This window comes from Streptomyces lincolnensis, assembly GCF_021173675.1.
GTDB lineage: Bacteria > Actinomycetota > Actinomycetes > Streptomycetales > Streptomycetaceae > Streptomyces > Streptomyces lincolnensis_B.
Genome location: NZ_JAIHON010000021.1, coordinates 60500 through 86429, shown reverse-complemented (window position 1 = coordinate 86429; position 25930 = coordinate 60500). Strand labels below are relative to the sequence as shown.

The window sequence follows — 25930 nt, the reverse complement described above, 5'->3', positions numbered from 1 at the left end:
TCTCAGCCCAGTCTCACACGTGCGAGCTGCCTCGACTGGGCCACCAGACGGTCCTCCGTGTCCCAGACCTCCGCGTCCTCCTCCAGGAAGCCGCCGGCGAGGTTGCGCGTGGTGATGGAGACGCGGAGGGGGCCCGGAGCGGGGCGGCAGCGGACGTGGACGGTGAGTTCGACCGTGGGCACCCAGCCCTTCAGGCCGATCTCGAAGGCGGTCGGCGGAAGCGCGTCGACCGCGAGGAGCAGCGAGAGGGGGTCGGCGTCGCGGCCGTCGGCGAGGCCGAACCAGGAGCGCATCTCACCCTTGCCGGAGGGGGCGCCGAGGGCCCAGCCGAGGGTGGTGGGGTCGAGCTTGAGCATCAGACGGTCGGTGATCGCGGAGCTGCCCTCGACCGGGGCACCACCCGACGGTAGTCGGACATCAGATGCAGTGTCCTCGGGGCCGAAGCACTGGTCCATGGGCGGGATCGCGGGCGGCTTCGCCGTCGTACGGACGTCGTCCGGCAGCGAGTCCAGGTCGCCGTAGGAGGCGAGGACGCGGATGCGTTCGACCTCGCGGCCCTGGTCGTCGTACTGGAAGAGGGAGGCCTGTCCGGTGGAGAGGGTGCGGCCGGTGCGGACGACGTCGGTGCGCACGACCGCGGGGCCCGGCCGGGAGGCGGTGAGGTAGTGCGCCGAGATCGTGAACGGGTCGGCGTGCGGCAGGGCGTCGGCGAGGGCGCGGCCGAGCACGGCCAGCAGGTAGCCGCCGTTGACGGCACTGATGATGGTCCAGCCCGCGGAGAGGTCGATGTCGTAGACCCCGGGCTCACGGCGGACGACCGCGGTGTCCCGGTCGAACTCGCTGTCGCCGATGGTGGCGCGCACGGTAGCTGCTTCTGGCATGGGTGAACGGTACAACATCACATTACTAAGCGGTAGCTTTGCTTTTGGGTGAGGAGCGGGAAATTTCTCGGTAAGTGCCCCTCTCGTCCGTAAACCCGGAGCCCCCTGTGTCCCTCCTTAGGGACATGAGCCTCACCGGGACTTCGTTCCTCTACACCCTGATCGCGCTGGTGCTCGTCGCCGTGGTGCTGCCCTTCGCGCTGTGGTCGCGCCTGCGGGGCCCGAGGATCGTGCGGGCCGCCGGCCGTGGGCTGATGCTGCTGTTCGCGCAGGGCACGGCGGTCGCCCTGGTCTTCGTCCTGGTCAACAACCAGAACAACCTGTACGACAACTGGGCCGACCTGCTCGGCACGGGCGACCATGTGCAGCACGCCGCCAACCTGGGCGCCGACGGCACCGGCGGGATAGCCCTGGAGCGACTGCCGAAGGTCAAGCAGAGGTTCGCCGAGGCCAGGGGGCCCGGGATGCCCGCGTCCGAGGGGGTGCGGATCACCCAGCTCAAGGGCCGGGTCTCGGGCGTCAACGCCGAGGTCTACGTCTGGCTGCCGCCGCAGTACCACGAGCCCGCCTACCGGCACCACAGGTTCCCGGTGGTGGAGCTGCTGTCGGGCTACCCGGGCTCGGCGAAGGCCTGGTTCGGGTCGCTGCACGCGGTCAAGCAGCTGCGGCCGCTGATGCGCGAGGGCCGGGTGGCGCCGTTCATCCTGGTCGCCCCGCGCATGAACCTGCTGGCCGGGGTGGACACCGGCTGCGCCAACATCACCGGCACGGTGAACGCCGACACCTGGCTCAGCGTGGATGTGCCGAAGATGGTCATGGACAACTTCCGCGCCCAGCCCGCGCCGACCGGCTGGGCGGTGGCCGGCTACTCGGCGGGCGGGCACTGCGCGACCAAGCTGGCCGTCGCCCACCCCGACCGCTACCGGGCCGCGGTCAGCATGTCCGGCTACAACGACCCGATCGGCGAGCGCAACTCCCTGGCCTCCGAGACGCCCGCCCTGCGCCGCGCCAACAACCCCTACGTCCTGCTGCGCGAGGCCCGCACCCCGCCCGCGATCGCGCTCTACCAGTCCGGTCAGCCGGGCGACGGCTACGAGGCGGGCGCGGCCCTCGAACAGATCGCGAAGGCTCCGACGACCGTGCACGTCGTCTTCATCCCGAAGAGCGCGGGCGGCCACAACATGGCCCTGTGGCGGCCGCAGGTGGTCCCGGCGTTCCAGTGGCTGACCGAGGAGATGGGGCTGCTGCACGGACGGGCCGGCGCTACTCCTCACGCACGGTCGAGCGCCGGTTCCACGCCCGCGGAGCTCGCCAGTGGAACCGCATCGCGAGCAACCGCAGCACGAAGGCCGTGAGCGCCGCGAGCGCGCTGGTCAGCGGGGTGAGGGCGCCGTAGCGGATGCACAGGGCGACCATGGTGGCGCCGACGATCGCCGGGACCGCGTACAGGTCGCGGTCCCAGCGCAGCAGCGAGGGCACCTCGTTGGCCAGCACGTCCCGCAGCACACCGCCGCCGACGGCGGTGGCGAGGCCGAGGGTCACCGACTGGGTCAGGCCGAGTCCGTACTCGTACGCCTTCGTCGTCCCGGCGACGCAGAACAGGCCGAGTCCCGCCGCGTCGAAGACGTTCACGCCGGCCTGGATGCGTTCGACCTGCGGGTGCAGGAAGACGACCAGGAGGGCGGCGAGCAGCGGGGTGACGAAGTAGCCGAGGTCGGTGAAGGCGGCGGGCGGCACCGCCCCGATGACCAGGTCGCGGAACAGCCCTCCGCCCAGCGCGGTGACCTCGGCGAGGACGGCGATGCCGAAGACGTCGAAGTTCTTGCGGACGGCCAGCAGCGCGCCGGAGATGGCGAAGACGAAGATGCCGACGAGGTCGAGCGTGTGCTGGACGGAGGGGCTGAACAGTTGCTGGAACACCCTGCCATTCTCACCCAGCACTGAGCCCCTGCCTTACATTGCAAGGCAGGGGCTCGGGTTCGCTTACTTGTCGTCGGTGTCCCGGGGAGGCTCGGAGACGTCCTCGGGAGGATCGGAGACCTCCTGGGGAGGTTCGGAGACCTCCGCCGCGACCGCCGCCGACGTCTCCGCGGACTCCTCCAGCACGGCTTCCGGCACCAGCTCCGCCGCCTCCTTGGCCGCCGAGAGCAGGACCGTCTCCTGCGGGGCCTGGTCCTCGAAGTTCTCGGGGTGGTGGCAGGCCACGCGCTGGCCCGGCTTCAGCTCCACGAGGGCCGGCTCGGTGGTCCTGCAGATCTCCGTCGCCTTCCAGCACCGGGTGTGGAACCGGCAGCCGCTCGGCGGGGAGATCGGCGAGGGCACGTCGCCCTTGAGCAGGATCCGCTCGCTCTTGACGCCCCGGCGCTTGGGGTCCGGGATCGGCACGGCCGACATCAGCGCCTTGGTGTACGGGTGCATCGGCGCCTTGTACAGCGACTCGCGGTCGGCCAGCTCGACGATCTTGCCCAGGTACATCACCGCGATCCGGTCCGAGACGTGCCGGACGACCGAGAGGTCGTGCGCGATGATCACGTAGGTCAGGCCGAGTTCCTGCTGGAGGTCGTCCAGCAGGTTCACCACCTGCGCCTGGATCGACACGTCCAGCGCGGAGACCGGCTCGTCCGCCACCACCAGCTTGGGGTTGAGCGCGAGCGCGCGGGCGATGCCGATGCGCTGGCGCTGGCCGCCGGAGAACTCGTGCGGATAGCGGTTGTAGTGCTCGGGGTTGAGGCCGACCACCGACAGGATCCGCTGCACCTCCTTCTTCACGCCGCCCTCGGGCTGGACGCCCTGGAGCCGGAAGGGGGCACCGACGATCGTGCCGACGGTGTGCCGGGGGTTCAGCGAGGAGTACGGGTCCTGGAAGATCATCTGCACGTCGCGGCGCATCGGGCGCATCCCGCCCGCGTCGAGGTGCGTGATGTCCTTGCCCTGGAACTCGACCGTGCCCGCGGTCGGTTCCAGCAGCCGGGTGATCAGACGGCCCATCGTCGACTTGCCGCAGCCGGACTCGCCCACGACACCGAGGGTCTCCCCCGCCCTGACCTCGAAGTCGAGGCCGTCGACGGCACGGACCGCGCCGACCTGCCGCTGGAGCAGGCCTTTTCGGATCGGGAAGTGTTTCTGGAGCCCGGTCACCTTCAGCAGGACGTCACCGGGGCCGGCGTCCTTGGTGAGCTGAGCACCGGCACTCTGCGCAGGGGTGGTCACTGCCGCGTCCTTCGGGTTCTCGCTCACAGCTTCGGCGCAATCTCTTCGGTCCAGATCCGCTGCCGCTGCTCCTGCGTCATGTGACAGGCGGCCCAGTGCCGGCCGCCGACCTCGGTGAGTTCGGGGCGGACCGTGCGGGTGACGTTGTCCTTGGGGATGTCGGCGTACGGGCAGCGCGGGTTGAAGGCGCAGCCCTCGGGGAGGTTGATCAGCGAGGGCGGGGACCCCTTGATCGGGATGAGCCGGTCGGTCTCCTCGCGGTCCAGCCGCGGCATCGAGCCGAGCAGGCCCCAGGTGTAGGGGTGGCGGGGCTCGGAGAACACCGACTCGGCCGGGCCGCGCTCCACACAGCGTCCGCCGTACATGACCAGCAGGTCGTCGGCCATCTCGGCGACGACGCCCAGGTCATGGGTGATCATGATGACCGCGGAGCCGAACTCCTTCTGCAGATCCCGGATCAGGTCGAGGATCTGCGCCTGCACGGTGACGTCCAGGGCGGTGGTCGGCTCGTCCGCGATGAGCAGTTCGGGGTTGTTCACCAGCGCCATGGCGATCATCGCGCGCTGGCGCATACCGCCGGAGAACTCGTGCGGATAGCCGTCCACCCGCTTGTTCGGCTCCGGGATGCCGACCCGGTCCAGCATCTCGACGGCCCGCTGCTTGGCCACCTTCTTGCTGACGTCGTGGTGGACGCGGTACGCCTCCACGATCTGCTGGCCGACCGTGTAGTACGGGTGCATCGCCGACAGCGGGTCCTGGAAGATCATCGCCATCTTGCGGCCGCGCAGCCGTCGTACCTCGTCGGGGTCGGCGGCGATCAGCTCCTGGCCGTCCAGCCACACCTCGCCGGAGACCTTGGCGTTGGCCGAGCGGTGCAGGCCCATGACGCCGAGCGAGGTCACGGACTTGCCGGAACCCGACTCGCCGACGATGCCGAGGGTCTTGCCCCGCCGTACGTCGAAACTGACGCCGTCCACGGACTTGACCAGGCCGTCGTCCGTGTTGAAGTGGATGCGCAGATCGCGTACGGACAGGAACGCGTCGTCCGCGTCGGACGGGGCGACGCCGGCGGGTTCGCCGAGCGCGGCTTTGACGGGCTTGCTCACGAGTACCTCACCCGGGGGTCGATGGCTGCGTACACCAGGTCGACGATGAGATTGCAGAAGACGATGAAGAAGGCGGCGACCAGGGTCACGCCCATGACGATGGGCAGGTCGTTGTCCTTGATGGACTGCACCGCGTAGGCGCCGATGCCCTGCAGCGAGAACACGGTCTCGGTGAGCACCGCGGAACCGACGAGGGTGCCGAAGTCCATGCCGAAGATCGTGACGATCGGGGTGAGCGCGGCGCGCAGACCGTGCTTGGCCACGACCGTGGTCTCCCTGAGTCCCTTGGCCCGGGCCGTCCTGATGTAGTCCTCGCCCATCGTCTCCAGCATGCCTGCCCGGGTGAGCCTTGCGTACAGCGCGGAGAAGAGGAAGGCGAGGCTGATCCAGGGCAGCAGCAGATGCCAGGCCCATTCGGCCGGGTTCTGGGTGAACGGGACGTAGTCGATGCTCTCCCAGATGGGGACCTCGTACACGAACAGGGCGCTGAGGACCTGGCCGGTGAAGAAGATCGGGAGCGAGACGCCGGCGAGGGCGATGAACATCGCGACGCGGTCGACCGGCTTGCCCTTGCGCAGGGCCGAGATCACGCCGGTGGTGACACCGAAGATCAGCCAGATCACCGCGGCACCGATGGCCAGCGAGAAGGAGACCGGAATCCGTTCCTGGAGCTGGGGCCACACCTCGACATGGCTCTTGAAGGAGTAGCCGAAGCACGGGGCGTCGCAACGGGTGGCGTCGGGGCCGAACTTGTAGTCGGCGCCCACCACGAGACCCTTGATGTAGTCCCAGTACTGGATCGCGATGGGCTGGTCGAGGCCCAGGTTCTTCTTGATCGCGGCGACGGACTCCGGGTTGGCGTCCTTGCCGACGTACTGCGTTGCCAGCTGGTCGGCGGTCTGGCCGCCCAGCTTGGGGACCAGGAAGAAGATCGCGAAGGTGACTGCGCTGACCACCAGCAGCAACAGCACCGCGCCCATGACGCGTCGGAGGATGTACGCAGCCACAGCTGTACGGCTCCGGGTGGCCGGGGCGGAGGGTATCCGCCCCGGCCACCCGGTGCCTTCACCTGCCTTTCAGGGAATAAGGCCTGCCGGTGTTACTTGGAGGAGCTCATCAGCAGGTAGTCGTACATGCCGAGGTACGCCTGCGTGACCGTCACGTTGGTCGCCGACTTCGGCCTGAGCAGCAGGTTCTTGCGGTAGACGAGCGGCACGACGGAGGCGTTGTCCAGCACCATCTTGTCGATGTCGCCCCAGGCCTTGGTGCGGGCCGCGTCGTCGGTGTTGGCGATCGCGTCCGTCAGGGCCTTGTTGATCTTCGGGTCGTTCAGCTCCATCAGGTTGTTGCCGCCGGAGGGCTTGATGGCGGCACCGTTGATGATCTGGTCGAGGAAGCCGTAGCCGGTCGGCCAGTCGGCGCCCCAGGCCATCGAGAGCATGCCGAGCTTGTTCTGGTGGACGTAGCTCGGGACACCGGCGAAGTTGGAGAAGTACTTGCCGGAGGGGAACTGCTTGATCTCGATGTTGATGCCGATGCTCTTCAGCGACGCCTGGATCGCGGTCGCGGCCGCGATCTCGGCGGGACGGTCGGAGCGGGCGGTCAGGATCGTGGAGAAGCCGTTCGGCTTGCCGCACGCCTTCAGCTCTTCCTTGGCCTTGGCCGCGTCGCCCTTGTGACCCGCGCTCGGGTAGGTGTCGAACTTGGTGTAGCCGTTCACCGACGGCGGCAGCAGCGTGGTCGCCACGTCACCCTTGGGCGAGCCGCCCATCGCGTCGATGACGGACTGCTTGTTCAGACCCCACTGCACGGCCTTGCGGCAGTGCACGTTGTCGAACGGCTTCACGTTGACGTTCAGCGCGATGTACTGCGTCGCGCCGGCGTACGAGTTGTCCGTCTGCTTGGCGTTGGGGCCGGCCAGCACCTTGGGCTGGGTCTGCGGCTGCACACCCGTGCCGGCCGCGTCGGCCGTGATCTTGTCGGACAGCAGGTCGTTGTCGACCGTGACCGGGTTGACCTTGAACTTGATCGTGACCTTGTCCGGCAGTGCCTTGCGGATCGGGTCCGTCTTCGGGTCCCACTGCGGGTTGCGCACCAGGGTGGCGCCGCGCCCCTCCTCGTAGGACTGGAACTGGTACGGGCCGGAGGACACGATGTTCTGCACGTACTTCGCGCCGGTGTCCTTCGCCTTCGGCACCGGAGCCGTCTGCGAGAACGTCGCCAGGTAGTCGAAGTCCGCGAACGGCTGCTTCAGCTTGAAGATGATCGTCTGGTCGTCCGGCGTCTCGATGGACTTCAGACCCTCGGCCGACTTGTCCTTGTAGGGACCCTGGTACTTGTCGCCGCCGACCAGGTACGCCTTGAAGTACGTCGGCCCGTTGGAGAGAGCCTCGGGCGCGAAGTTGGAGCGCTCGATGGCGTACTTGACGTCCTTGGACGTGATCGGCGTGCCGTCCTGGAACTTGAGGCCCTTGCGCAGCTTGTACGTCCACGACTTGGCGTCGGCGCTCGGCTTGCCCAGGGACTCCGCGAGGTCCGGGACGATCTCGAGGCCTTCCTTGCCGGCGGCCGGCTTGAAGGAGGTGAGCGAACGCCCGTACAGACGGGAGAAGTTCTGCACCCAGCCGTAGTAGGTGTTGCCACCGTCCAACGAGTCCGGAACGTCGGAGTGCTCCAGGCTGAGCGTCCCTCCCTTCTTGCTCGACGCGTTGACGATGGAGGTGAGCGCCGCGTCCTTCGCGCCGTTGCCTCCGTTGTCGTCGTTGTTGTTGTCCCCGCCGCCACATGCGGCAGCACCCAGCGAGAGTGCCAGGACCGACGCCACAGCGGCGGTCACCCTTCTCGTCTTCACCTGAGGAAAGCCCTCTCTATCGATGGATCACTTGCTGCGAGGGTCGAGGGCGTCACGCAGCCCGTCACCCAGCAGGTTGAAGGCCAGGACGGTGATGAAGATCGCCAGTCCGGGCACGAACATGTACTGAGGATCAGCGGTGTAGAGATCCACAGCGTTGCTGAGCATGCCTCCCCAGGAGGCCTGCGGCGGAGCGATACCGACTCCGAGGAAGCTCAGCGCGGCCTCGAAGAGGATGTTCGTCGGGATGATCAGCGTCGAGTAGACGAGAATCGGCGCGACGAGATTCGGGAGCAGCTCCCGGAAGAGGATGTACGGCCCGCGCGCACCGAGGCTCGTGGCGGCCTCGATGAACTCGCGCTTGCGCAGCGTCATGGTCTGCGCGCGGACGATACGGCCGATGTACGGCCAGCTGAAGAAGCCGATCACGAAGATCAGCACGCAGATGCGCAGCGGCAGTCCGTCGAGCCCGAAGAAACCGTCCTGCACGGAGGCGGAGATGGAGATCGCGAACAGCAGCAGGGGGAACGCCAGGAAGGTGTCCATCATCCTGCTGATGACGCTGTCGATCCATCCGCCGTAGTACCCGGCGACGACGCCGAGGACCGTGCCGATCACCACGGACAGCAGCGTGGCACCGCCCGCGACCAGCAGCGAGACCCAGGATCCGTCGATGATCCGGGCGAGCATGTCGCGGCCGTACTGCGGATCGACGCCGAGCGGGTGGTCCCAGCTCATGCCGCCCCAGCCGCCCTTGGGGGCGAGCAGCGCGGGGTCGATCAGGTCCTGGTTGAACTTGTTGGGGTCGAGGTCGAAGACCCACTGGATGGGCTTGGACAGCACGGCCATGAGCACGAGCAGCACGACGACGACGCCGCCCGCCATGGCCACCTTGTCGCGCTTGAACCGCGTCCAGGCGATTTGGCTGAGCGAACGCCCTTCGATCTGACTCTTCTTGACTCCGGCGAGAACGGCCTCGGGCTGTGCTCCGGCCTCCGCCCCGGTGGTCTCGATCGGTGCGGTCACAGTGAGATTGACCCCTCTCGGGTCGACGATGGCCGACCCCCTGGCTGCCGCGGTAGCGGTGGTTTTGAACTCGCTCACGGGACCGACCGGCCCGTGTCTCCCGGGAGTCTTCAACGCTTTGGCGATCAGTTGAAAGACTTCGTGATGAAAGGATGCGCAACCGTGATGCGGCTTGGGGGATTCCGTTATCCGGACGGGAAGTAACGCGGGCCGGACGTGGGCCAGTTGGGACATACGGGGCGTGAGAGCTCCTTTCACCCCGGTCTACGCGCGAAGAAACGTGGCGGTAACAAAGTACCGTCTCCCGGCACGGAGTGCCTGTTGTGTGAACGCTGTGTCGCGAGAGGCGTCAGTAACCGCCCCGGGCGGGCGGGTAGCCGTAGCCCGCCGCCGGGGCCTGTGCGGGAGCCGCGTGAGCCTCGCGGTCGTAGAACGGGCGGGCGCTCGCGCGCATCCACAGGGCGACCGGGTCGTACTCGTCGGACATCGCCACGGTGGAGACCGGCAGACCGTCCGGGACGGCGCCGATGGACTGCTGCATCATCGCGCGCACCGAGTCGACGGCCTGCGGGCTGGTGTCGTACACGTCGAGTCCGATGGCCAGATACGGGGCCCCCAGCGCGGGCTGCACCCAGGCGCGGCGCAGTGAGCGGACCGCCGTGGTGCGGTGGGCGTTCTGCGTGAGCAGGGCGTAGAACTGCGGGACCTCGATCGCGGGTTCGGACAGCCGCAGGGGTCCGGCGGGCTGCCGCTCCAGGCCGGTGGCGATACGGCGCAGGTCGAGCCAGGGGATGCCGACGCCGCCGCCCGGGGCGTGCGGGTTGAGCCAGAGGCCGTAGTGGTCGGGGTACAGGGTGCGGGCCACGTCGAGGCCGTCGACCACCTCGTAGGACCTGTTCCAGCCGCTGGCGGACAGTTCCTGGGCGGAGGTCACGCAAGGGGCGTAGCCGAAGCCCTCGACCTGCATGTTTCCGTACTGGGCGTCCGGGGAGCCGGCCTGGCCGTGCCACAGCAGCATCCAGACCTGGCCGGAGTTCGGGGTCGCCAGTGCGCGCAGGAGCGCCTCGTAGGCGTCGTAGCGCCCGGGCGTCACCTGGCGCAGCATGTGCTCGACCTGCCCGGTCGCGGTGCCCGTGCCCGTGCCGCTGGCGCTCACCTGAACCGCCCCTTCTGGAAGTTGCACCGGTTGTGGGACCAGCTTAAGTGGAGGTGCCGTCAGCAATCGCCCAAGGGCTCGGGGGTTCTTGCCCGCCGGCGGGTGCGGGCCGTGCCGGCCGGTCGCGCCCGCGCGGCGGTAGCCGCAGATCAGGCCCGGCCGCGCGGCCCGTCAGTAACCGTGCTGGTAGAAGGGCCGTACCTGGTCGCGCATCCAGTGGCCCACCGGGTCGTCCGCCACGTCCAGGAGGACCAGGTTGACCGGCCAGGGGGCGGGGGCGCGGGTGAGGGCCCGGGAGAGCGCCTCCATGGGGAGGGCGCGGATGTCGCCCTCCCACTGGGCCAGTTCGACGCCGACGAACATCACCGGGTCGGCCGTCTCGATGGCGGCCAGGCAGCGGCGGGCGGAGACGACCACTCCGGTCTGCGCGAACTCCGTGGCGGCGGCGGCGAGGAAGTCGACGGGGTCGTCCTGCCAGTCGGGCTCGTAGAGCTTGACCCGGCCGCCGCTCGCGGGACCGTCGAGCGGGGTGCGGCCGGTCCGGCAGAGATCGGCGACGGCCGCCGGGGGCAGCGGGACGCCGACCACGCCGTCCGGGTTCAGGGCGATGCCCACCTGCGGGGGCAGCCCGCGCGCGAACTCCACGGCCGGGGCGATGGTGTACGACATGTGCGAGCCGACGACCAGGCGGAACTGCTCCTCGGAGCTGAACACGGGCACATAGGCCTGGCCCTCGATCTCCAGCGTCGGCAGGTCGAGCGGGCCGCTGTGCGGGCCGCCGCCGCCGGGCAGCGGCACCCACACGAAGCTCCGCCCGAGCACCTCGACGATCCGTCCCCCGGCCGAGGGGACGCCGAGGGAGGCCGAGAGCACCTCCTCCAGCTCGTTGCCGGGCCATCCGCCGTGGGGATGGGGGTGTGCCTGCGCCGAGAAGTCCGCGGGGAGATCCGCCGGGAAGTCCATCTGCCTACCGCCTGCCGAGTACCACTGCTGTGGCTGAAAAGGCTAACGGGTACGAACGGCCCGGACACCGCGCCGGAACACCCCGGCCAAACGGAACGTGCAGCTCCGCCGGGGGAGGGAGCCCGGGCCGCTCAGCCCGTGAAGCCGATGCGGTGCAGGACGTTCGCCGCGGCGCGGTCGATGAGGACCGCGGAGCCGACGCCCTGGGGGAGGTCGCCGTTCTCCGCGGCGCCGATCAGGCGGGCGGCGGCGCCGCGGTGGCGCAGGAAGGCGTACCGGGAGACGCCGCGGCCGCGCTCGCGCTGGCCGGCGAGGGCGGTGTCCGGGGTGACGTCGAGAAGCAGGAGGTGCAGGGTGCCGCCACGGCGGCGGGCCTCGCGGGCCAGCCAGCGGCGCACCCAGGCCTGCGTACCGCAGTCGTGCACGACGACGCCCTCGCCGGAGCGCAGGGCACGGCGCAGTCCGGCGTAGTGCGCGAGACGGACCAGGGGACGGTAGGCCGCGTACGGCAGGAAGCGGGGCACGCGTTCCTGCCAGCGGTCCCGGGTGTCCTGGGAGTCGATACGGGTGCCCTTGACCGTCCGCTTCATCAAGGTGGTCTTGCCGCTGCCGGGCAGGCCCGTGATCACCACGAGGTCCTGGGGCGCGAAGAGCAGGGCATGCGGGCTGTGTCCGTCACGCTCGCGCAGGTCGCGGACGACGGGTGCGGTGAGCGGGCCGCAGACCTCCCTGGCCGGGGCCGTCGGCTGCTGGGGCAGCGCGAGGGCCGAGGTGGTCGCGTACGCCGTGGTCCTGTTCACCGTGATCGTCCTCCCCTGGGGTGGTCACGAGATCCCATCCCCGTCGAGTGTAAAGAGAAGGTAATGCGCGGTGCCTCTCGTTTCCGTCCGTTTCCCGCAACAAGCCTGCTACAGCGGGACGTGGCCGTCCGAGAAGCCTGTGCGGCCCCGGTGCGGACCCGGCGGACGGGTCCCCCTGCCGCGCCCGACCGATGCGTGCAATGATGTGCCCGCCAACTGCATACCGGCCGTTTGAATCCGCGCGGGAGAGTCCCCAGCCGTACGTCATCGGGCGTACGTCGCCGGGGCGCCGAAGGAGCAAGTCCCTCCCTTGAATCTCTCAGGCCCCGTCACCGCGCGGGCGAGGCACATCTGAAAAGCGGGCCGCCGGTTCCGGTGGCTCCACCCAAGGTGCAAGTCATGCCCCGTACGGTCATGACGAACCTCTCAGGTTCCGATGACAGATGGGGAGGAACGACCTCGCCGTCATGCCTTGGGAGACGACCGTCCGATGAGCAGTACCCCGATCCGTCATACCGCGCTCGACGCCCTGCACCGCTCGCTCGGCGCCACGATGACCGACTTCGCCGGCTGGGACATGCCGCTGCGCTACGGCTCCGAGCGCGACGAGCACAACGCCGTGCGTGAGAGGGCAGGCCTCTTCGACCTCTCGCACATGGGCGAGATCACCGTGAGCGGCCCCGAGGCCGCCGCCCTGCTCAACCACGCGCTCGTCGGCAACCTCGCCTCCGTCGGTGTCGGCCGCGCCCGCTACACCATGATCTGCCAGGAGGACGGCGGCATCCTGGACGACCTGATCGTCTACCGCCTGGACGACACCGAGTTCATGGTCGTCGCCAACGCCTCCAACGCCCAGGTGGTCCTGGACGCCCTCGTCGAGCGCTCCGCCGGCTTCGACGCCGAGGTCCGCGACGACCGGGACGCGTACGCCCTGATCGCCGTCCAGGGTCCGCGGTCCCCGGGCATCCTGGCCTCCCTCACCGACGCCGATCTCGACGGCCTGAAGTACTACGCGGGCCTGCCGGGCACGGTCGCGGGCGTCCCCGCGCTGATCGCCCGCACCGGCTACACCGGCGAGGACGGCTTCGAGCTGTTCGTGAAGCCCGAGCACGCGGTCGAGCTGTGGCAGGCCCTGACCAAGGCCGGCGAGGGCGTCGGCCTGGTCCCCTGCGGACTGTCCTGCCGGGACACCCTGCGCCTGGAGGCGGGCATGCCGCTGTACGGGCACGAGCTCTCGACCTCGCTGACCCCCTTCGACGCGGGCCTCGGACGGGTCGTGAAGTTCGACAAGGAGGGCGACTTCGTCGGGCGCGAGGCGCTGACGGAGGCCGCCTCCCGCTCCTTGGAGAACCCGCCGCGCGTCCTCGTCGGCCTGGTCGCCGAGGGCCGCCGCGTCCCGCGTGCCGGGTACGCCGTGGTCGCCGAGGGCCGAGTGATCGGCGAGGTCACCTCCGGCGCCCCCTCCCCCACGCTCGGCAGGCCCATCGCGATGGCCTACGTCGACGCCGCGCACGCGGCGCCGGGCACCCCCGGTGTCGGCGTGGACATCCGGGGCAGTCACGAGCCGTACGAGGTCGTGGCGCTGCCGTTCCACAAGCGGCGGAAGTAGACACTCGAAGCGGCCGGTGCGTGACCCTGCGCACATGTCCGCTGCTCACGCGCACGTTCCGCAGTCCCCCATTCATCAGCACTCCCCCGCGTACAGGAGAATTCAGGCCATGAGCAACCCCCAGCAGCTGCGCTACAGCAAGGAGCACGAGTGGCTGTCGGGCGCCGAGGACGGCGTCTCGACGGTCGGCATCACCGAGCACGCGGCCAACGCGCTCGGCGATGTCGTCTTCGTCCAGCTCCCGGAGGTCGGTGACACGGTGACCGCGGGCGAGACCTGCGGCGAGCTGGAGTCGACCAAGTCGGTCAGCGACCTGTACTCCCCCGTCTCCGGTGAGGTCACCGAGGTCAACGAGGACGTCGTGAGCGACCCGGCGCTGGTGAACTCCGCCCCCTTCGAGGGCGGCTGGCTGTTCAAGGTACGCGTCGCGGAGGAGCCGGCCGACCTGCTCTCCGCCGACGAGTACACCGCCTTTTCCGCCGGCTGAGGAGTCGTACACCAGATGTCCGTTCTGAACACGCCCCTGCACGAGCTCGACCCGGAGGTCGCCGCCGCGGTCGACGCCGAGCTGGAGCGCCAGCAGTCCACCCTTGAGATGATCGCCTCGGAGAACTTCGCGCCGCTGGCGGTGATGGAGGCCCAGGGCTCGGTCCTGACCAACAAGTACGCCGAGGGCTACCCGGGCCGCCGCTACTACGGCGGCTGCGAGCACGTCGACGTCGCCGAGCAGATCGCCATCGACCGGCTCAAGGAGCTGTTCGGCGCCGAGTACGCCAACGTCCAGCCGCACTCCGGCGCCTCCGCCAACCAGGCCGCCCTGTTCGCGCTGGCCCAGCCCGGCGACACGATCCTCGGCCTGGACCTGGCCCACGGCGGCCACCTCACCCACGGGATGCGGCTGAACTTCTCCGGCAAGCAGTTCAACGTGGTCGCGTACCACGTGGACTCCGCCACCGGTCTGGTCGACATGGCCGAACTGGAGAAGCTCGCCACCGAGCACCGCCCGAAGGTGATCATCGCGGGCTGGTCCGCCTACCCGCGTCAGCTGGACTTCGCGGAGTTCCGGCGGATCGCCGACGCGGTCGGCGCGTATCTGTGGGTGGACATGGCGCACTTCGCCGGCCTGGTCGCCGCCGGGCTGCACCCCAACCCCGTCGAGCACGCGGACGTGGTCACCTCCACCACCCACAAGACGCTCGGCGGGCCGCGCGGCGGGATCATCCTGGCCAGGAAGGAGTTCGCGAAGAAGCTGAACTCCTCGGTCTTCCCCGGCTTCCAGGGCGGCCCGCTGGAGCACGTGATCGCCGCCAAGGCCGTCTCCTTCAAGGTCGCCGCCTCCGAGGACTTCAAGGAGCGCCAGCGGCGTACGGTGGAGGGTGCGCGCATCCTCGCCGAGCGTCTGACGGCCGCGGACGCCCGCGAGGCCGGGGTGAACGTCCTGTCCGGCGGCACGGACGTGCACCTGATCCTGGTCGACCTGCGCGCGTCCGAGCTGGACGGGCAGCAGGCCGAGGACCGTCTCCACGAGGTCGGCATCACCGTCAACCGCAACGCCGTACCCGACGACCCGCGGCCGCCGATGGTGACCTCGGGCCTGCGGATCGGCACCCCGGCCCTGGCCACCCGCGGCTTCACCGCCGAGGACTTCGCCGAGGTCGCGGACGTCATCGCCGAGGCGCTGAAGCCGTCGTACGACGCCGAGGCCCTGAGGACCCGTGTGAAGGCGCTCGCCGACAGGCACCCGCTGTACCCGGGCCTGAACAAGTAGTTCCCCGGTGGGGGCACCCGACGACGTGTGCCCCCACCCTTTTCTGGAGGAGTTCCCGTGGCCATCTCGGTCTTCGACCTGTTCTCGATCGGCATCGGCCCGTCGAGCTCCCACACGGTCGGCCCGATGCGCGCGGCCCGCATGTTCGCCCGCCGCCTGCGCAACGAGGACCTGCTCGGCTCCGTCACCTCCGTCCGCTCCGAGCTCTACGGCTCCCTGGGCGCGACCGGTCACGGCCACGGCACCCCGAAGGCGGTGCTGCTCGGACTGGAGGGCGCCTCGCCCCGGACGGTGGACGTGGAGGGCGCCGACGAGCGGGTCGAGACGATCAGGTCGTCCGGCCGTATCCGGCTGCTCGACGAGCACGAGATCGCGTTCTCCTTCGACGACGATCTGGTCCTGCACCGCCGTAAGACACTGCCCTACCACGCGAACGGCATGACGCTGTGGGCCTTCGACGCGTCCGGTGCGGAGCTGCTGTCGAAGACGTACTACTCGGTGGGTGGCGGCTTCGTCGTCGACGAGGACGCGGTGGGCGCGGACCGCATCAAGCTGGACGACACGGTGCTGAAGTACCCCTTCCGCACGGGCGACGAGCTGCTCCGGCTGACGGGGGAGACCGGCCTGTCGATCTCCGCGCTGATGCTGGAGAACGAACGCGCCTGGCGCACCGAGGACGAGATCCGCACCGGCCTGCTGGAGATCTGGCGGGTCATGCAGGCCTGCGTGTCCCGGGGCATGTCCCGCGAGGGCATCCTGCCGGGCGGGCTCAGAGTCCGCCGCAGGGCCGCCATGTCGGCGCGCCAACTGCGGGCGGAGGGCGACCCGTTGGCCCACGCCATGGAGTGGATCACCCTCTACGCGATGGCCGTGAACGAGGAGAACGCGGCGGGCGGCCGTGTGGTGACGGCCCCGACGAACGGAGCGGCCGGCATCATCCCGGCGGTGCTCCACTACTACATCAACTTCGTCCCCGGCGCCGACGAGGACGGCGTGGTGCGCTTCCTGCTCGCCGCCGGCGCCATCGGCATGCTCTTCAAGGAGAACGCCTCCATCTCCGGCGCCGAGGTCGGCTGCCAGGGCGAGGTCGGCTCCGCCTGCTCCATGGCCGCCGGCGCCCTCGCCGAGGTCCTCGGCGGCTCCCCCGAACAGGTCGAGAACGCCGCCGAGATCGGCATGGAGCACAACCTCGGCCTCACCTGCGACCCCGTCGGCGGCCTCGTCCAGATCCCCTGCATCGAACGCAACGGCATGGCCGCGGTCAAGGCCGTCACCGCCGCCCGTATGGCCATGCGCGGCGACGGCTCCCACAAGGTCTCCCTCGACAAGGTCATCAAGACCATGAAGGACACCGGCGCCGACATGAGCGTGAAGTACAAGGAGACGGCGCGGGGTGGGCTGGCGGTGAACATCATCGAGTGCTGAGCGAACTGGCTGTCAAGTGCTGAGCGAGGGGGCTCAGGGACGCGACGGCACCGCCGCCGACACCTCTGTCAGCAGAGTCTCGACGTCCCCGCCCCAGCGCGAGGCGATCACCAGGTCGCGGGCCGGGTCGACCCACAGGGTGTGGGTGCCGGCGTTGCCGCGGGCGCAGCGGCCGGTGGTGGGGGCGGTGGGCCAGACGGTGCGGTGGTCGTTGAGCCACCAGGACAGGCCGTACTCGGGCTTGACCGGGCAGGGGGTCCACAGGGCATCGATCCAGCGGAGTGAGAGGACCTGGTGACCGTTCCAGCGGCCCCGGCGCAGGCAGAGGTGTCCCAGGCGGGCCAGGTCCAGGGCGTTGATCCACAGGCCGCCGCCCCAGTGCGCGCCGCCGGAGACGACGGGGAGCCGGGTGCCTTCGAGGTCGACGAACGACGTGGAGTAGCCGTGCCAGGACCAGGTGTCGGAGGCGCCGACGGGGAGCATCACGCGCTCGCGCAGGACCTCCGGCAGGGCGCGGCGCAGCAGGACGGTCAGGGCCAGGGCGGTGAGGTTGACGCGGACGTCGTTGTAGGCCCAGCCCGCGCCGGGCGGGCCGCCCGGTGACTCGGTGCCCTCGCGGGTGCTCTGGGCGTCCACCCAGGTGGGCTTGGACCACAGTTCGCCCTCCCACTGGCTCGTCTGGTCCAGCAGGTGGCGCCAGGTGATCGCCCGGCCGTGGTCGTCCGCGAACTGCGGCAGGTCGATCGCGGCCGAGACCGGTTCGTCGAGGCGCAGCAGGCCGTCGTCGTGGGCGATCCCGGCCACCAGCGACAGCACGCTCTTCGTCGCGCTGTACGCCATCTCCGGGCGGGTCGGATCGCCCCAGGAGGCCAGGACCGTGCCATGGCGTACGACGACACCGCTCGCGCCGGCGCCGTCCAGCAGGGGGCCGACGACCTCCCGGTGCGAGGTGTCCGACACCTGGCGGGCCAGATACGACGCCATGTCGTCGATGCCGGTCACCGGCCGTCCCGCCTGCGCCCGCACGGCCCGCGCGAGTGCCGCCCCGTCCACGCCCGCCCACGGGTCGGCGGCGCGGTCCGCGTCCTCCAGGACCTGTGCGTCGTACCGCGAGGTCACCGTGTGTCCGGGCTTAGGCTCGCCGGTCATCCGATCGCTTCCTGGAGGCTGCTGCGGCGGGGCAGTTGGGCGAGCTGGCCGCTGCCGAGCCGGATCCGGTCCTCGCTGATCATGACGCGGGCGGACAGCACGTCACGGATCTGGCGGCTCAGGCTCCATCGGCTCGCCGACGGTTCCCGATAGGCGTCCACGCCGATGACCTGGAAGGAGTCCAGCACACTGTCGTTGGCGCGGGCGGCGGCCGTCAGGCGCAGCGCGTTCGAGCGGCGCACCAGGGCGTCGCTCGCGGCACCCCGCGCCTCCTCGTAGCGTTCGGCGAGGGAACGGACCTGCTCGGTGAGTTCGTCGATGGTGTCCGATGCCCGTCCGAGCCGCATCGTCTTGGCCGTGAGGACGTCGGGCGCCGTCCTGCCCTGCTGCCGGCGGAAGGCGTCCTGGGCGACGGTGAACGCGGACTCGGCGATGCCCAGCCAGCACGCGGCCCAGCCCAGGTTGGACAGCGGCATGATGACGCGGCCGGAGACCTCGCTGAACGACTCCTCCAGGATCCGGTCCCGGTGGGTGCGGGCCCGGACCCGGCCGCCGCCGCTGCCCGTGCCGCGCATACCGAGCGCCTGCCAGTCCCGCCATCCGGCGATGGTGAGTTCCTCGCGGAGCACCAGGACCACGGCCTGCTCGGTGACGGCGTCCTCGGCCGAGCGCCGGGCCACCAGCAGCCCGGCGTCGGCCTGCTGGAGGTAGGAGGAGACCGAGACGTTCTTGTCGATGGTGACGGTGCCGTCGCCGCCCGGGTCCTCGCGGCAGTGGGCGCGGCTCTCCCGGGGGCTCGCGGCTCCGGCCTCCGACATCAGGCTGGCCACCAGCGGCTGGGTCTGCCACGCCGTGTCGAGGAAGTCCTGCACCGCCTGGCTGGTCTTCGGCTGGCGGGCGACCGCCTGGATCTGTCCCTGGTGCATGGCCCAGATCATGCCGGTGGAGGCGCAGGCCTGGCCGAGCGCGTGGGCCACCGCGACCGTCTGGGGCGCGGTCCACAGCCCCTGTCCGGGGACCGGCTCCGGGGCCAGCAGCCGGTTCCGCTTCAGCTCGGCGACCGCCTCGGCGGGGAAACGGCCCCGCGCGTCCACGTCCTCGGCGTGTGCGCGCGCCGCCTCCACGACCGCGGCGACCCGTTCGCGCAGGGGCAGGTGGTCCGGGGTGTCCTTGGGGTCTTCGGCCATGGCCTCTTCCGTCTGTGGGTGCCGTACGGGTACAGGTGCTCTCGGCGTCAGCCGCCGAACTCCATGAGCGTGGCGCGCAGTCGGGGCCCGGATGCGGCCAGCATGTCGGGGTCGAGCATGCGCAGGTGCGGTGCGGTGGTCGCGATCGTCTCCGCGCCGCCCTTGAACAGGCCCTCCCAGTACCCCGGTTCGCGCCGCGAGGCGGGGTCGGTGGCGAGGAAGTGGGTGAGCCCGCAGGTCACCCGGGGCTCCGGCGCGTCGAGGTCGACGTCGGCCGCGTCGAACATCACCACGTGCTCGATCTCGTGGCCGCGGTCCTGGAGTTCCGCCGCGACGCCCGGCGCGAGGGCCGCGCCGACGGACCAGCCGACCAGCACGAGCGGGCCGAGGACGTCGACGCTCTCCACGGCCGACACGAACTCCTCCAGCAGCGCGGCCGGATCGGCGGAGCGCCCCTCGGCCGCCAGGAGCGGCGAGAGCACGCCGTGCACCGGCATGTGCCGGGGCAGGTACGGCAGCAGCTGGACGAAGCTCCACGCCGTGCCGGACAGCGGGGGCAGGCAGATCACCGTGGGCTCGCCGCCGGCGGTGCGCAGCGGGACGGCGGGCTCCTGGACGAAGGACGGGCGGCCGAGCCGCTCGGCGAAGGTCCGCGGGGTGGGGTGGCGGAAGACCTCGGCGGTCTCCAGCGTGACGCCGAACATGTCCTGGAACCTGAGCACCATCTGCACGGCGAGCAGCGAATGGCCGCCCAGTTCGAAGAAGTTGGCGTCGCGCCCGATGTCGTCGCGTCCGAGCAGATCGCGGAAGACACCCTGGACCAGCTGCTCGTGGGGTGAGCCGCCGTCGGGGTCGGCCACCGGCGCGGGTGCGGTGGTGGCGCCCAGGCGGCGCCGGTCGAGTTTGCCGCTCGCCGACATCGGCAGGGCGGTCAGCGTGGTGTAGGCGGACGGGATCATGTACTCGGGCAGTGTCTCGGCGAGCCACTCCCGCATCCGGGCCGCCTCGGGCACGGTGTCGCCGTCGGGGACGACCCCGGCGATCAGCCGGTCCCCGGTCTCCGGGTCGACGCCGACGACCGCGTCGGCGACGCCGGGGCACTGCGCCAGCCGCTTCTCGATCTCCTCCAGCTCGACGCGGAAGCCCCGCACCTTGACCTGGGTGTCGAGGCGTCCCAGGAAGCGCAGCCGTCCCTCGGCGTCCCAGCGTCCGGCGTCACCGGTGCGGTAGCGGCGGTATCCGTCCGCCGCGATCCGGTCGAGCGGGAAGCGGCTGGCGGTGAGTTCGGGCCGGCCGACGTACCCCTGGGCCACCTGGGGGCCGGCGAGGAAGATCTCGCCGGGCACGTTGACCGGGCAGGGGCGGTAGGAGGCGTCCAGGACGTAGGCGCGGTTCAGGCCGAACGGGGTGCCCACGCAGGAGGCCGTCTCGACCGGCGGGGTGTCGGTCCCCCCGCCGGATGTCTGGACGGTGCAGTAGACGGTGGCCTCGGTCGGGCCGTAGAAGTTCCAGTACGTCAGTCCGCGCGCGTCCAGGTGGTCGGCGAACTCGCCGGGCAGGGGTTCGCCGCCGAGCATCAGCCTGGTGCCGGGGGCGACCTCGACTCCCGCGTCGCGCAGCGACTTCCACACCGTGGGGGTGCCGCCGACGTATGTCACCGGCGGGGTCGCCGCCAGCGCCCGCCCGACCGCCGCGGGGTCGGTCGCGTTCTCCGGGAGCAGGCGCACCGAGGCCCCGGCCAGCAGCGGGACCAGGTACTCCAGCAGGGAGATGTCGAACGAGGTGGTGGTCAGGCCGAGCGAGACGTCCTCGGGGGTGATCCCGACGAGATCGACGGCGGCCGCGCAGAAGGCCGACAGCGCCGTGCGGGCGACGGCCACGCCCTTGGGGTCACCCGTGGAGCCCGAGGTGTACATGATGTACGCGGTCGTGTCGGCGTCGGGCTCCGGGCGTGCGGCCCGTGGCGTCGTACGGCCCCGCAGACCGGCCGGGTGCACCGCGCGGACGCCGGCGATCGCGTCCGTGCCGGTGTCCGTCACCACCAGGGCGGCCTGCGCGTCGCCGAGGACGAACGCGACGCGCTGCGCCGGGTGGGAGGCGTCGATCGGGAGGAAGACCGCGCCGAGCTTCCAGATGCCGAGGACGGTGGCCAGGAAGTCGAGTCCCCGCGGCAGCCGGACGGCGACGACGTCCGCGTGGCCGATGCCCTCGGCGGCCAGCGCGTCGGCGAACCGGTCGGCGTCCCGGTCCAGTTCGCGGAAGGTCAGGCCGTCCTCGCCGGATCGGGCGGCGGGCCGGTCCGGCCAGGTCTCCACCGCCTGCCGGAACCGGGTCAGGACGTCCGGTACGGGACGGGCGGCGGCGTCGACGGTGTGCACTCCGGAGTAGGCCAGGACCCGGCGCTTCTCCTCCTCGGAGGCGAGGTCCAGATCCGCCACCCGCACCGTCGGTGTCCCGGCCGCCTGGAGCAGGACCTGACTGAGGTGGGACACCAGGGTGCGCACGGTGCCGTCGTCGAAGAGCGCGGTGTCGTACTGGAGCCGCAGGCGCAGCCGCCCGCCGTCGGGGACGAAGGTGGTCGTCAGGTCGTAGCGCGCGCCCGCCAGTTCGACCCAGATGTGCTCGGACGGTTCCAGGCCGGCCAGTTCGAAGGGCAGGTCGGGCAGATTGGCGACGGACAGCGAGACCTGGAAGATCGGTGAGACGGTGTCGCGCCGCTGCACCGACAGGCCCTGGAGGACCTGGTCGAAGGGGAGTTCCTGGTGCTGCATCGCCTGGAGGCTGGAGCGGCGGGTGGACTTCAGCAGATCGAGGAACGAGGCGTCGTCGTCGACCCGCACGCGGACCGAGATCAGATTCAGGAACAGGCCCACGGTGGACTCGAACTCGGTTCTGGTCCGTCCCGCGACCGGGGTGCCCAGCACGACGTCCCGCTGGTCGGAGTACCGGGTGAGCACCACGGACAGCGCCGACGCGAGGACCATGTACAGGGTGCAGCGGGCCGTGGAGGCGAGCCGGCGGGCCGCGTCGTACACCTCGTCGGGGAGCATGAGGTTGAGGACGGTGCCCGTCATGTCGCGGCGCTCCGGGCGCGGGCGGTCCCGGGGCAGCTCGATCTCCGCGGGGGCTCCGTCGAGGTAGCCGCGCCAGAACTCGACCTCCTGGCGGATCCGTTCCTCGTCGAGGTGCTCGCGCTGCCAGGCCGCGAACTCGGGGTACTGGACCGTCACCTCCCGGGGCTCCTGATCCGTCGCGCCGACCTCGCGGTCGTAGAAGAGGGCGATCTCCTCCATGACGTTGGTCAGGGACCAGCCGTCGAGGGCGATGTGGTGTCCGATCACGACCAGGACGTGCACCGTGGGGCTCCAGCGCAGCAGGAAGGTGCGCAGGGGCGACTCGGCGGCCAGGTCGAAGGGCCGCCCGGCGGCTTCCCGTACGAACGTCTCCACCGCCGGCCGCAGGGCGTCCGTGGAGAGGTCCGGCGCGGACATCTCCACCACCTCCAGCGGCCGCCCGACCCGCGGTTCGACCCACTGCATGGGCTCCCGGCCGCCGGTCGCGGGCGTGATCCTGGTGCGGAGGGCGTCGTGCCGGCCGACGACCGTGCGGACGGCGGTGTCGAGCGCCTCGACGTCGAGCGGGCCGCGCAGGATCCGCACGTCCGGGTTGATGTAGGCGACGTTCCCCGGCGCGACCTGCTCGACGAACCAGATGCGCTGCTGGCCGAAGGACAGCGGCGTCTCGATGCGGGACATACACGAGCTCCAGATGTCAGGGGCGGTGGGCGGGGTGGGGGCGGTCGGGGGCGGGGGAGCCGGTGGAGCCGGCGAGATCGAGCCGGACGGTGTCGAGCAGCTCCGCCGTCCTGTCGTGCGGGAAGAAGTGGCCGCTGTCGAAGACACGGGTCGTCACCGACTCGGCGGCCTCGGTCCACCGGGCGAGCGGCTCGGGCGGGGCGACCCGGTCGGTGAGGCCCGCGTACACCGCGGTGGGGGTGGTGACGCGGCGGCCCTCCCACGCGTAACCGCGCAGGGACGCCAGGTCGTTGAGGAGCATCGCGACGGCCAGCTCCCGCATGCCCGGGTCGGCGAGCACCTCCTCCGGGGTGCCGCCCGCGGTGCGCAGGAAGGCCACCGCCTCCTCCTCGGTCCCGCCCGCCACGGGCGGCGGCCGGCGCAGATGGGGCGGGACGGTGGCACAGACGACGAGCAGTGCGGGCACCGCCTCCGGGCGGTGCCGCTCCAGATGCAGCACCGCCTCCGCGGCGATGAGCCCACCGAGGCTGTGGCCCACCAGGACGTACGGCTCACCGAGTGCGGCCAGGGACTCGGCCAGGTGCCGGGCCCTGGCCCGGACGGTCCGGTCGGGAGCGGGCGTGCCCGGCGTCGCCGTCCGCACGCCGTACATCCGGAACCCTCGCGTCCGGGCAGGCCTCAGCCAGTTCCTGAAGGCGTGCGCGGTCCCTCCGGCATGCGGCACGGCCACGAGCGCGAGCCCGGGGGTCGGGCCGGGGGCGGGATCGAGGGGAAAGACGACGTCCGTGTTCATCGCGGCGGCTCCAGGACAGGTGTGGCGGAACCGCTCCCCGGCGATCCGCCGCCCGGCGAACCGCTCCCCGGCGATCCGCTGCCCAGCGCGAGTTCGCGGAGCCGGGCGCGGTCGATCTTGCCGCTGGGGGTCATCGGGAAGCGGTCGAGGACGGTGAAGCGGCTCGGGACCATGGCGGGGGTCAGACGGGCCATGGCGTGGCGGCGCAGTTCCGCCCGGCCGGGCGGGTCGCCCGGTTCCACGACGAGACAGCCGACGAGCCGGTCCCCGGCGGGGGTCCCGACCTTCACGACGGCGCTCGCCCGTACCCTCGGGTGCTGGTCCAGGACGTGTTCGACCTCCCCGGTCTCGATCCGCACCCCGTGGACCTTGATCTGCTGGTCGGTCCGGCCCCGGTAGTCGAGGGCCGGCCGGCCGTCGGCGGACGTCGTTGAGGGGAGCCAGCGGACGAGGTCGCCGGTCCGGTACATCCGGCGGTCCGGGTCGGCCGTGAAGGGGTCGGGCACGAACCGCTCCCGGGTGAGGGCGGGGGCGCCCACGTATCCCGAGGCGAGGCAGACCCCGGCCAGATGGAGTTCGCCGACGGCGCCGAAGGGCACCGGCTCCCCGGCCGGGGAGAGCACGTACGCGTCGACGTTGTCGATCGGCGGCCCGATCGGCACGGCCGGCCCCGGCTCGGGCGTGCGGCAGTCCCAGGCGGTCACGTCCACCGCCGCCTCGGTGGGGCCGTAGAGGTTGTGCACGGTGACGCCCAGGACCGACGCCGCCCGGTCGGCCAGCGCGGGCGGGAGCACCTCGCCGCTGCACACCAGGCGGCGCAGCCGGGTGCCGTCCGCGGCGCGCGGCTCCCGCAGGAACTGCTCCAGGACGCAGGGCACGAAGTGGGCGACCGTGACCTCCTCCCGGACGACCGCCTCGGCCATCTCCTCGGGGTCGAGGTGCGCGAGCGGCGGGGCCATCGCCAGCCGGGCCCCGACCAGCAGCGGCCAGAAGAACTCCCAGACCGAGACGTCGAAGTCGAACGGGGTCTTCTGCAGGACGATGTCCGAGCCGTCGAGGCGGAAGTGGTCCTGCATCCACAGCAGCCGGTTGACGATGGCCTCGTGCGGCACGACGACACCCTTGGGCCGTCCGGTCGAGCCGGAGGTGAACAGCACGTAGGCGGGATCCTCCGGTCCGGCACCGGCCTCGGGCCCGGCACCGGCCTCGGGCTCCTCCCCCGGGCGGTGGACCGGCTCAGGGACGGCCCGCCGGGCCTGTCCGGGCGGCCGGTGGCCGGAGAGGTCCACGAGGGTCACGTCCGGTGCGGCCCGCCGGATCCCGTCCGCGGTGTCGTCGGCGCATACGACGATCCGCGCTCCGGCCGTGTCGATCATGGTGCGGAGCCGGGCGGGCGGCGCCTCGGTGCCGAGCGGCAGATAGGCGCCGCCGGCCAGCAGGATGCCCAGCAGCGCGCCGGGCAGGTCCACGCTCCGCCAGGCGCTCACGCCCACCACGTCACCCCGGCGGACCCCCTCGGCCCGCAGCCGGTCCGCCAGCTCCCGGGCCCGGGCGAGCAGTTCGGCGTACGTCAGTGAGGTGCCCGCCGCCGTGACGGCCACCCGGGACGGGTGCCGGTCGGCGGTCCGCGCGATCAGCTCGTGCAGCGGTGTCGCGGGCCGGGCCACCCGCGGTCCGCCGAGTGTCAGGAGCATGCGGCGCTCCTCCGCACCGGCGACCACCAGATGGTCGAGCCCGGCCTCGGGGGACGTGCCGAGGCGCTCCAGCACGGTCCGGGTCCGCTCCGGGCCCCACCGGGTGAACGTCTCGCCGCAGCCGTGCGCCACCGGGTGCCGGCCGGGCTCCCCGGCGGGCGGCGGGGCGAGGGCGAGCCGGCAGGGCCGGTGGTCGCCGGAGCCGTCCCGGCAGCTGTCGCAGCGCACGTCGAGGCGGATGGTGTCGTACGCGCTCCAGGTGCCGATCGCCTCGGCGAGCCGGGTGACCGTCTCCCGGCCGTCCTCCGCCAGGGCCACCGTCACGCTCTCGGGCGAGCCGTCCGCCCCGATCCGGACGGTGGCGTCCCCGCGGTGGCAGACCCGCGCCGCCACGACGGCCGCCGCCAAGGCGGCCGAGGTCCGGTCCGGCGCCTCCACCGCGAAGCGCCGACCCTCGGACTCCTGCTCCGGGTTCTGCTCCTGTTTCTGCTCTTGTATCTGCTCTTGTATCTGCTCTTGTATCTGCTCTTGTATCTGCTCTTGTATCTGCCGCACCG

At 71.2% G+C, this 25930-nt stretch carries 20 protein-coding genes and 2 riboswitches; of the genes, 5 read left to right on the top strand and 15 right to left on the bottom strand.

What is annotated here, in order from left to right; translation table 11 throughout:
• Positions 1-2 precede the first annotated feature (2 nt).
• Positions 3-881 (bottom strand): thioesterase family protein, encoded by an 879-nt coding sequence (locus tag K4B79_RS42895; protein ID WP_232032878.1) that lies wholly within the window; start codon positions 879-881, stop codon positions 3-5.
• 125 nt (positions 882-1006) lie between these two features.
• Between K4B79_RS42895 and K4B79_RS42890 the strand changes: the two genes are divergently transcribed.
• Complete coding sequence (locus K4B79_RS42890) at positions 1007-2236, top strand: alpha/beta hydrolase (protein WP_232032877.1); 1230 nt, start codon at positions 1007-1009, stop codon at positions 2234-2236.
• Here K4B79_RS42890 and K4B79_RS42885 read toward each other — a convergent pair.
• From K4B79_RS42885 to K4B79_RS42845, 9 genes are all read right to left on the bottom strand, one after another.
• Positions 2145-2801 (bottom strand): trimeric intracellular cation channel family protein, encoded by a 657-nt coding sequence (locus K4B79_RS42885; protein WP_232032876.1) that lies wholly within the window; start codon positions 2799-2801, stop codon positions 2145-2147. The genes K4B79_RS42890 and K4B79_RS42885 overlap by 92 nt on opposite strands.
• Positions 2802-2864: 63 nt before the next feature.
• Positions 2865-4091 carry an ABC transporter ATP-binding protein gene (locus K4B79_RS42880; protein ID WP_232032875.1) on the bottom strand — a complete coding sequence of 409 codons (1227 nt, stop codon included), beginning with the start codon at positions 4089-4091 and terminating at the stop codon, positions 2865-2867.
• Positions 4092-4114: 23 nt separating this feature from the next.
• Positions 4115-5197, bottom strand: a complete 1083-nt coding sequence (locus tag K4B79_RS42875; RefSeq protein WP_232032874.1) for an ABC transporter ATP-binding protein — start codon at positions 5195-5197, stop codon at positions 4115-4117.
• Positions 5194-6204 (bottom strand): ABC transporter permease, encoded by a 1011-nt coding sequence (locus K4B79_RS42870; RefSeq protein ID WP_232032873.1) that lies wholly within the window; start codon positions 6202-6204, stop codon positions 5194-5196. The genes K4B79_RS42875 and K4B79_RS42870 overlap by 4 nt, the downstream gene beginning before the upstream one ends.
• A gap of 92 nt (positions 6205-6296) precedes the next feature.
• Positions 6297-8033, bottom strand: a complete 1737-nt coding sequence (locus K4B79_RS42865; protein WP_232032872.1) for an ABC transporter substrate-binding protein — start codon at positions 8031-8033, stop codon at positions 6297-6299.
• 42 nt (positions 8034-8075) lie between these two features.
• Positions 8076-9074, bottom strand: coding sequence for an ABC transporter permease (locus K4B79_RS42860; protein ID WP_232032871.1), 999 nt, complete (start codon positions 9072-9074; stop codon positions 8076-8078).
• Between the two features lie 349 nt (positions 9075-9423).
• The gene (locus K4B79_RS42855) at positions 9424-10179 is read right to left on the bottom strand and encodes an enhanced serine sensitivity protein SseB C-terminal domain-containing protein (RefSeq protein ID WP_269464647.1); all 756 of its coding nucleotides are present in this window, start codon (positions 10177-10179) and stop codon (positions 9424-9426) included.
• Positions 10180-10401: 222 nt separating this feature from the next.
• The gene (locus tag K4B79_RS42850) at positions 10402-11193 is read right to left on the bottom strand and encodes an enhanced serine sensitivity protein SseB (protein WP_232032869.1); all 792 of its coding nucleotides are present in this window, start codon (positions 11191-11193) and stop codon (positions 10402-10404) included.
• Between the two features lie 131 nt (positions 11194-11324).
• On the bottom strand, positions 11325-11993 hold the full coding sequence (locus K4B79_RS42845) for an AAA family ATPase (protein ID WP_232032868.1): 669 nt from the start codon (positions 11991-11993) through the stop codon (positions 11325-11327).
• Positions 11994-12225: 232 nt separating this feature from the next.
• Positions 12226-12338: riboswitch (glycine riboswitch) on the top strand.
• Positions 12339-12446: riboswitch (glycine riboswitch) on the top strand.
• Between the two features lie 37 nt (positions 12447-12483).
• Between K4B79_RS42845 and gcvT the strand changes: the two genes are divergently transcribed.
• From gcvT to K4B79_RS42825, 4 genes are all read left to right on the top strand, one after another.
• On the top strand, positions 12484-13602 hold the full coding sequence (gene gcvT / locus K4B79_RS42840) for a glycine cleavage system aminomethyltransferase GcvT (RefSeq protein ID WP_232032867.1): 1119 nt from the start codon (positions 12484-12486) through the stop codon (positions 13600-13602).
• 109 nt (positions 13603-13711) lie between these two features.
• Positions 13712-14089 carry a glycine cleavage system protein GcvH gene (gene gcvH, locus K4B79_RS42835; protein ID WP_007384830.1) on the top strand — a complete coding sequence of 126 codons (378 nt, stop codon included), beginning with the start codon at positions 13712-13714 and terminating at the stop codon, positions 14087-14089.
• Positions 14090-14104: 15 nt separating this feature from the next.
• A complete protein-coding gene (gene glyA / locus K4B79_RS42830; protein ID WP_232032866.1) occupies positions 14105-15370 on the top strand; it encodes a serine hydroxymethyltransferase in 1266 nt (421 codons plus the stop codon).
• 57 nt (positions 15371-15427) lie between these two features.
• Entirely contained in the window at positions 15428-16795 is a 1368-nt protein-coding gene (locus tag K4B79_RS42825) for an L-serine ammonia-lyase (RefSeq protein WP_232032865.1), read from the top strand.
• 33 nt (positions 16796-16828) lie between these two features.
• Here K4B79_RS42825 and K4B79_RS42820 read toward each other — a convergent pair whose 3' ends face one another.
• Genes K4B79_RS42820 through K4B79_RS42800 form a run of 5 tightly spaced genes read right to left on the bottom strand, consistent with a single transcriptional unit; the run spans position 16829 to position 25928 of the window.
• Positions 16829-17944: a serine hydrolase domain-containing protein gene (locus tag K4B79_RS42820; protein ID WP_269464633.1), complete on the bottom strand. Its 1116-nt coding sequence runs from the start codon at positions 17942-17944 to the stop codon at positions 16829-16831.
• A complete protein-coding gene (locus K4B79_RS42815) occupies positions 17941-19131 on the bottom strand; it encodes an acyl-CoA dehydrogenase family protein (RefSeq protein ID WP_232032864.1) in 1191 nt (396 codons plus the stop codon). The genes K4B79_RS42820 and K4B79_RS42815 overlap by 4 nt, the downstream gene beginning before the upstream one ends.
• A 47-nt stretch (positions 19132-19178) precedes the next feature.
• On the bottom strand, positions 19179-22886 hold the full coding sequence (locus K4B79_RS42810; RefSeq protein ID WP_232032863.1) for a non-ribosomal peptide synthetase: 3708 nt from the start codon (positions 22884-22886) through the stop codon (positions 19179-19181).
• A gap of 16 nt (positions 22887-22902) precedes the next feature.
• Positions 22903-23679 carry a thioesterase II family protein gene (locus tag K4B79_RS42805; RefSeq protein WP_232032862.1) on the bottom strand — a complete coding sequence of 259 codons (777 nt, stop codon included), beginning with the start codon at positions 23677-23679 and terminating at the stop codon, positions 22903-22905.
• Entirely contained in the window at positions 23676-25928 is a 2253-nt protein-coding gene (locus K4B79_RS42800; protein ID WP_232032861.1) for an amino acid adenylation domain-containing protein, read from the bottom strand. The genes K4B79_RS42805 and K4B79_RS42800 overlap by 4 nt, the downstream gene beginning before the upstream one ends.
• Positions 25929-25930: the final 2 nt, after the last annotated feature.

What these genes read in the sequence shown, in the direction of transcription:
- K4B79_RS42895 (WP_232032878.1), bottom strand. Translation starts at nt 881, where the DNA reads ATGCCAGAAGCAGCTACCGTGCGCGCCACCATCGGCGACAGCGAGTTC.
- K4B79_RS42890 (WP_232032877.1), top strand. Translation starts at nt 1,007, where the DNA reads ATGAGCCTCACCGGGACTTCGTTCCTCTACACCCTGATCGCGCTGGTG.
- K4B79_RS42855 (WP_269464647.1), bottom strand. Translation starts at nt 10,179, where the DNA reads ATGCTGCGCCAGGTGACGCCCGGGCGCTACGACGCCTACGAGGCGCTC.
- K4B79_RS42850 (WP_232032869.1), bottom strand. Translation starts at nt 11,193, where the DNA reads ATGGACTTCCCGGCGGATCTCCCCGCGGACTTCTCGGCGCAGGCACAC.
- gcvT (WP_232032867.1), top strand. Translation starts at nt 12,484, where the DNA reads ATGAGCAGTACCCCGATCCGTCATACCGCGCTCGACGCCCTGCACCGC.
- gcvH (WP_007384830.1), top strand. Translation starts at nt 13,712, where the DNA reads ATGAGCAACCCCCAGCAGCTGCGCTACAGCAAGGAGCACGAGTGGCTG.
- glyA (WP_232032866.1), top strand. Translation starts at nt 14,105, where the DNA reads ATGTCCGTTCTGAACACGCCCCTGCACGAGCTCGACCCGGAGGTCGCC.
- K4B79_RS42820 (WP_269464633.1), bottom strand. Translation starts at nt 17,944, where the DNA reads ATGACCGGCGAGCCTAAGCCCGGACACACGGTGACCTCGCGGTACGAC.
- K4B79_RS42815 (WP_232032864.1), bottom strand. Translation starts at nt 19,131, where the DNA reads ATGGCCGAAGACCCCAAGGACACCCCGGACCACCTGCCCCTGCGCGAA.
- K4B79_RS42810 (WP_232032863.1), bottom strand. Translation starts at nt 22,886, where the DNA reads ATGTCCCGCATCGAGACGCCGCTGTCCTTCGGCCAGCAGCGCATCTGG.
- K4B79_RS42805 (WP_232032862.1), bottom strand. Translation starts at nt 23,679, where the DNA reads ATGAACACGGACGTCGTCTTTCCCCTCGATCCCGCCCCCGGCCCGACC.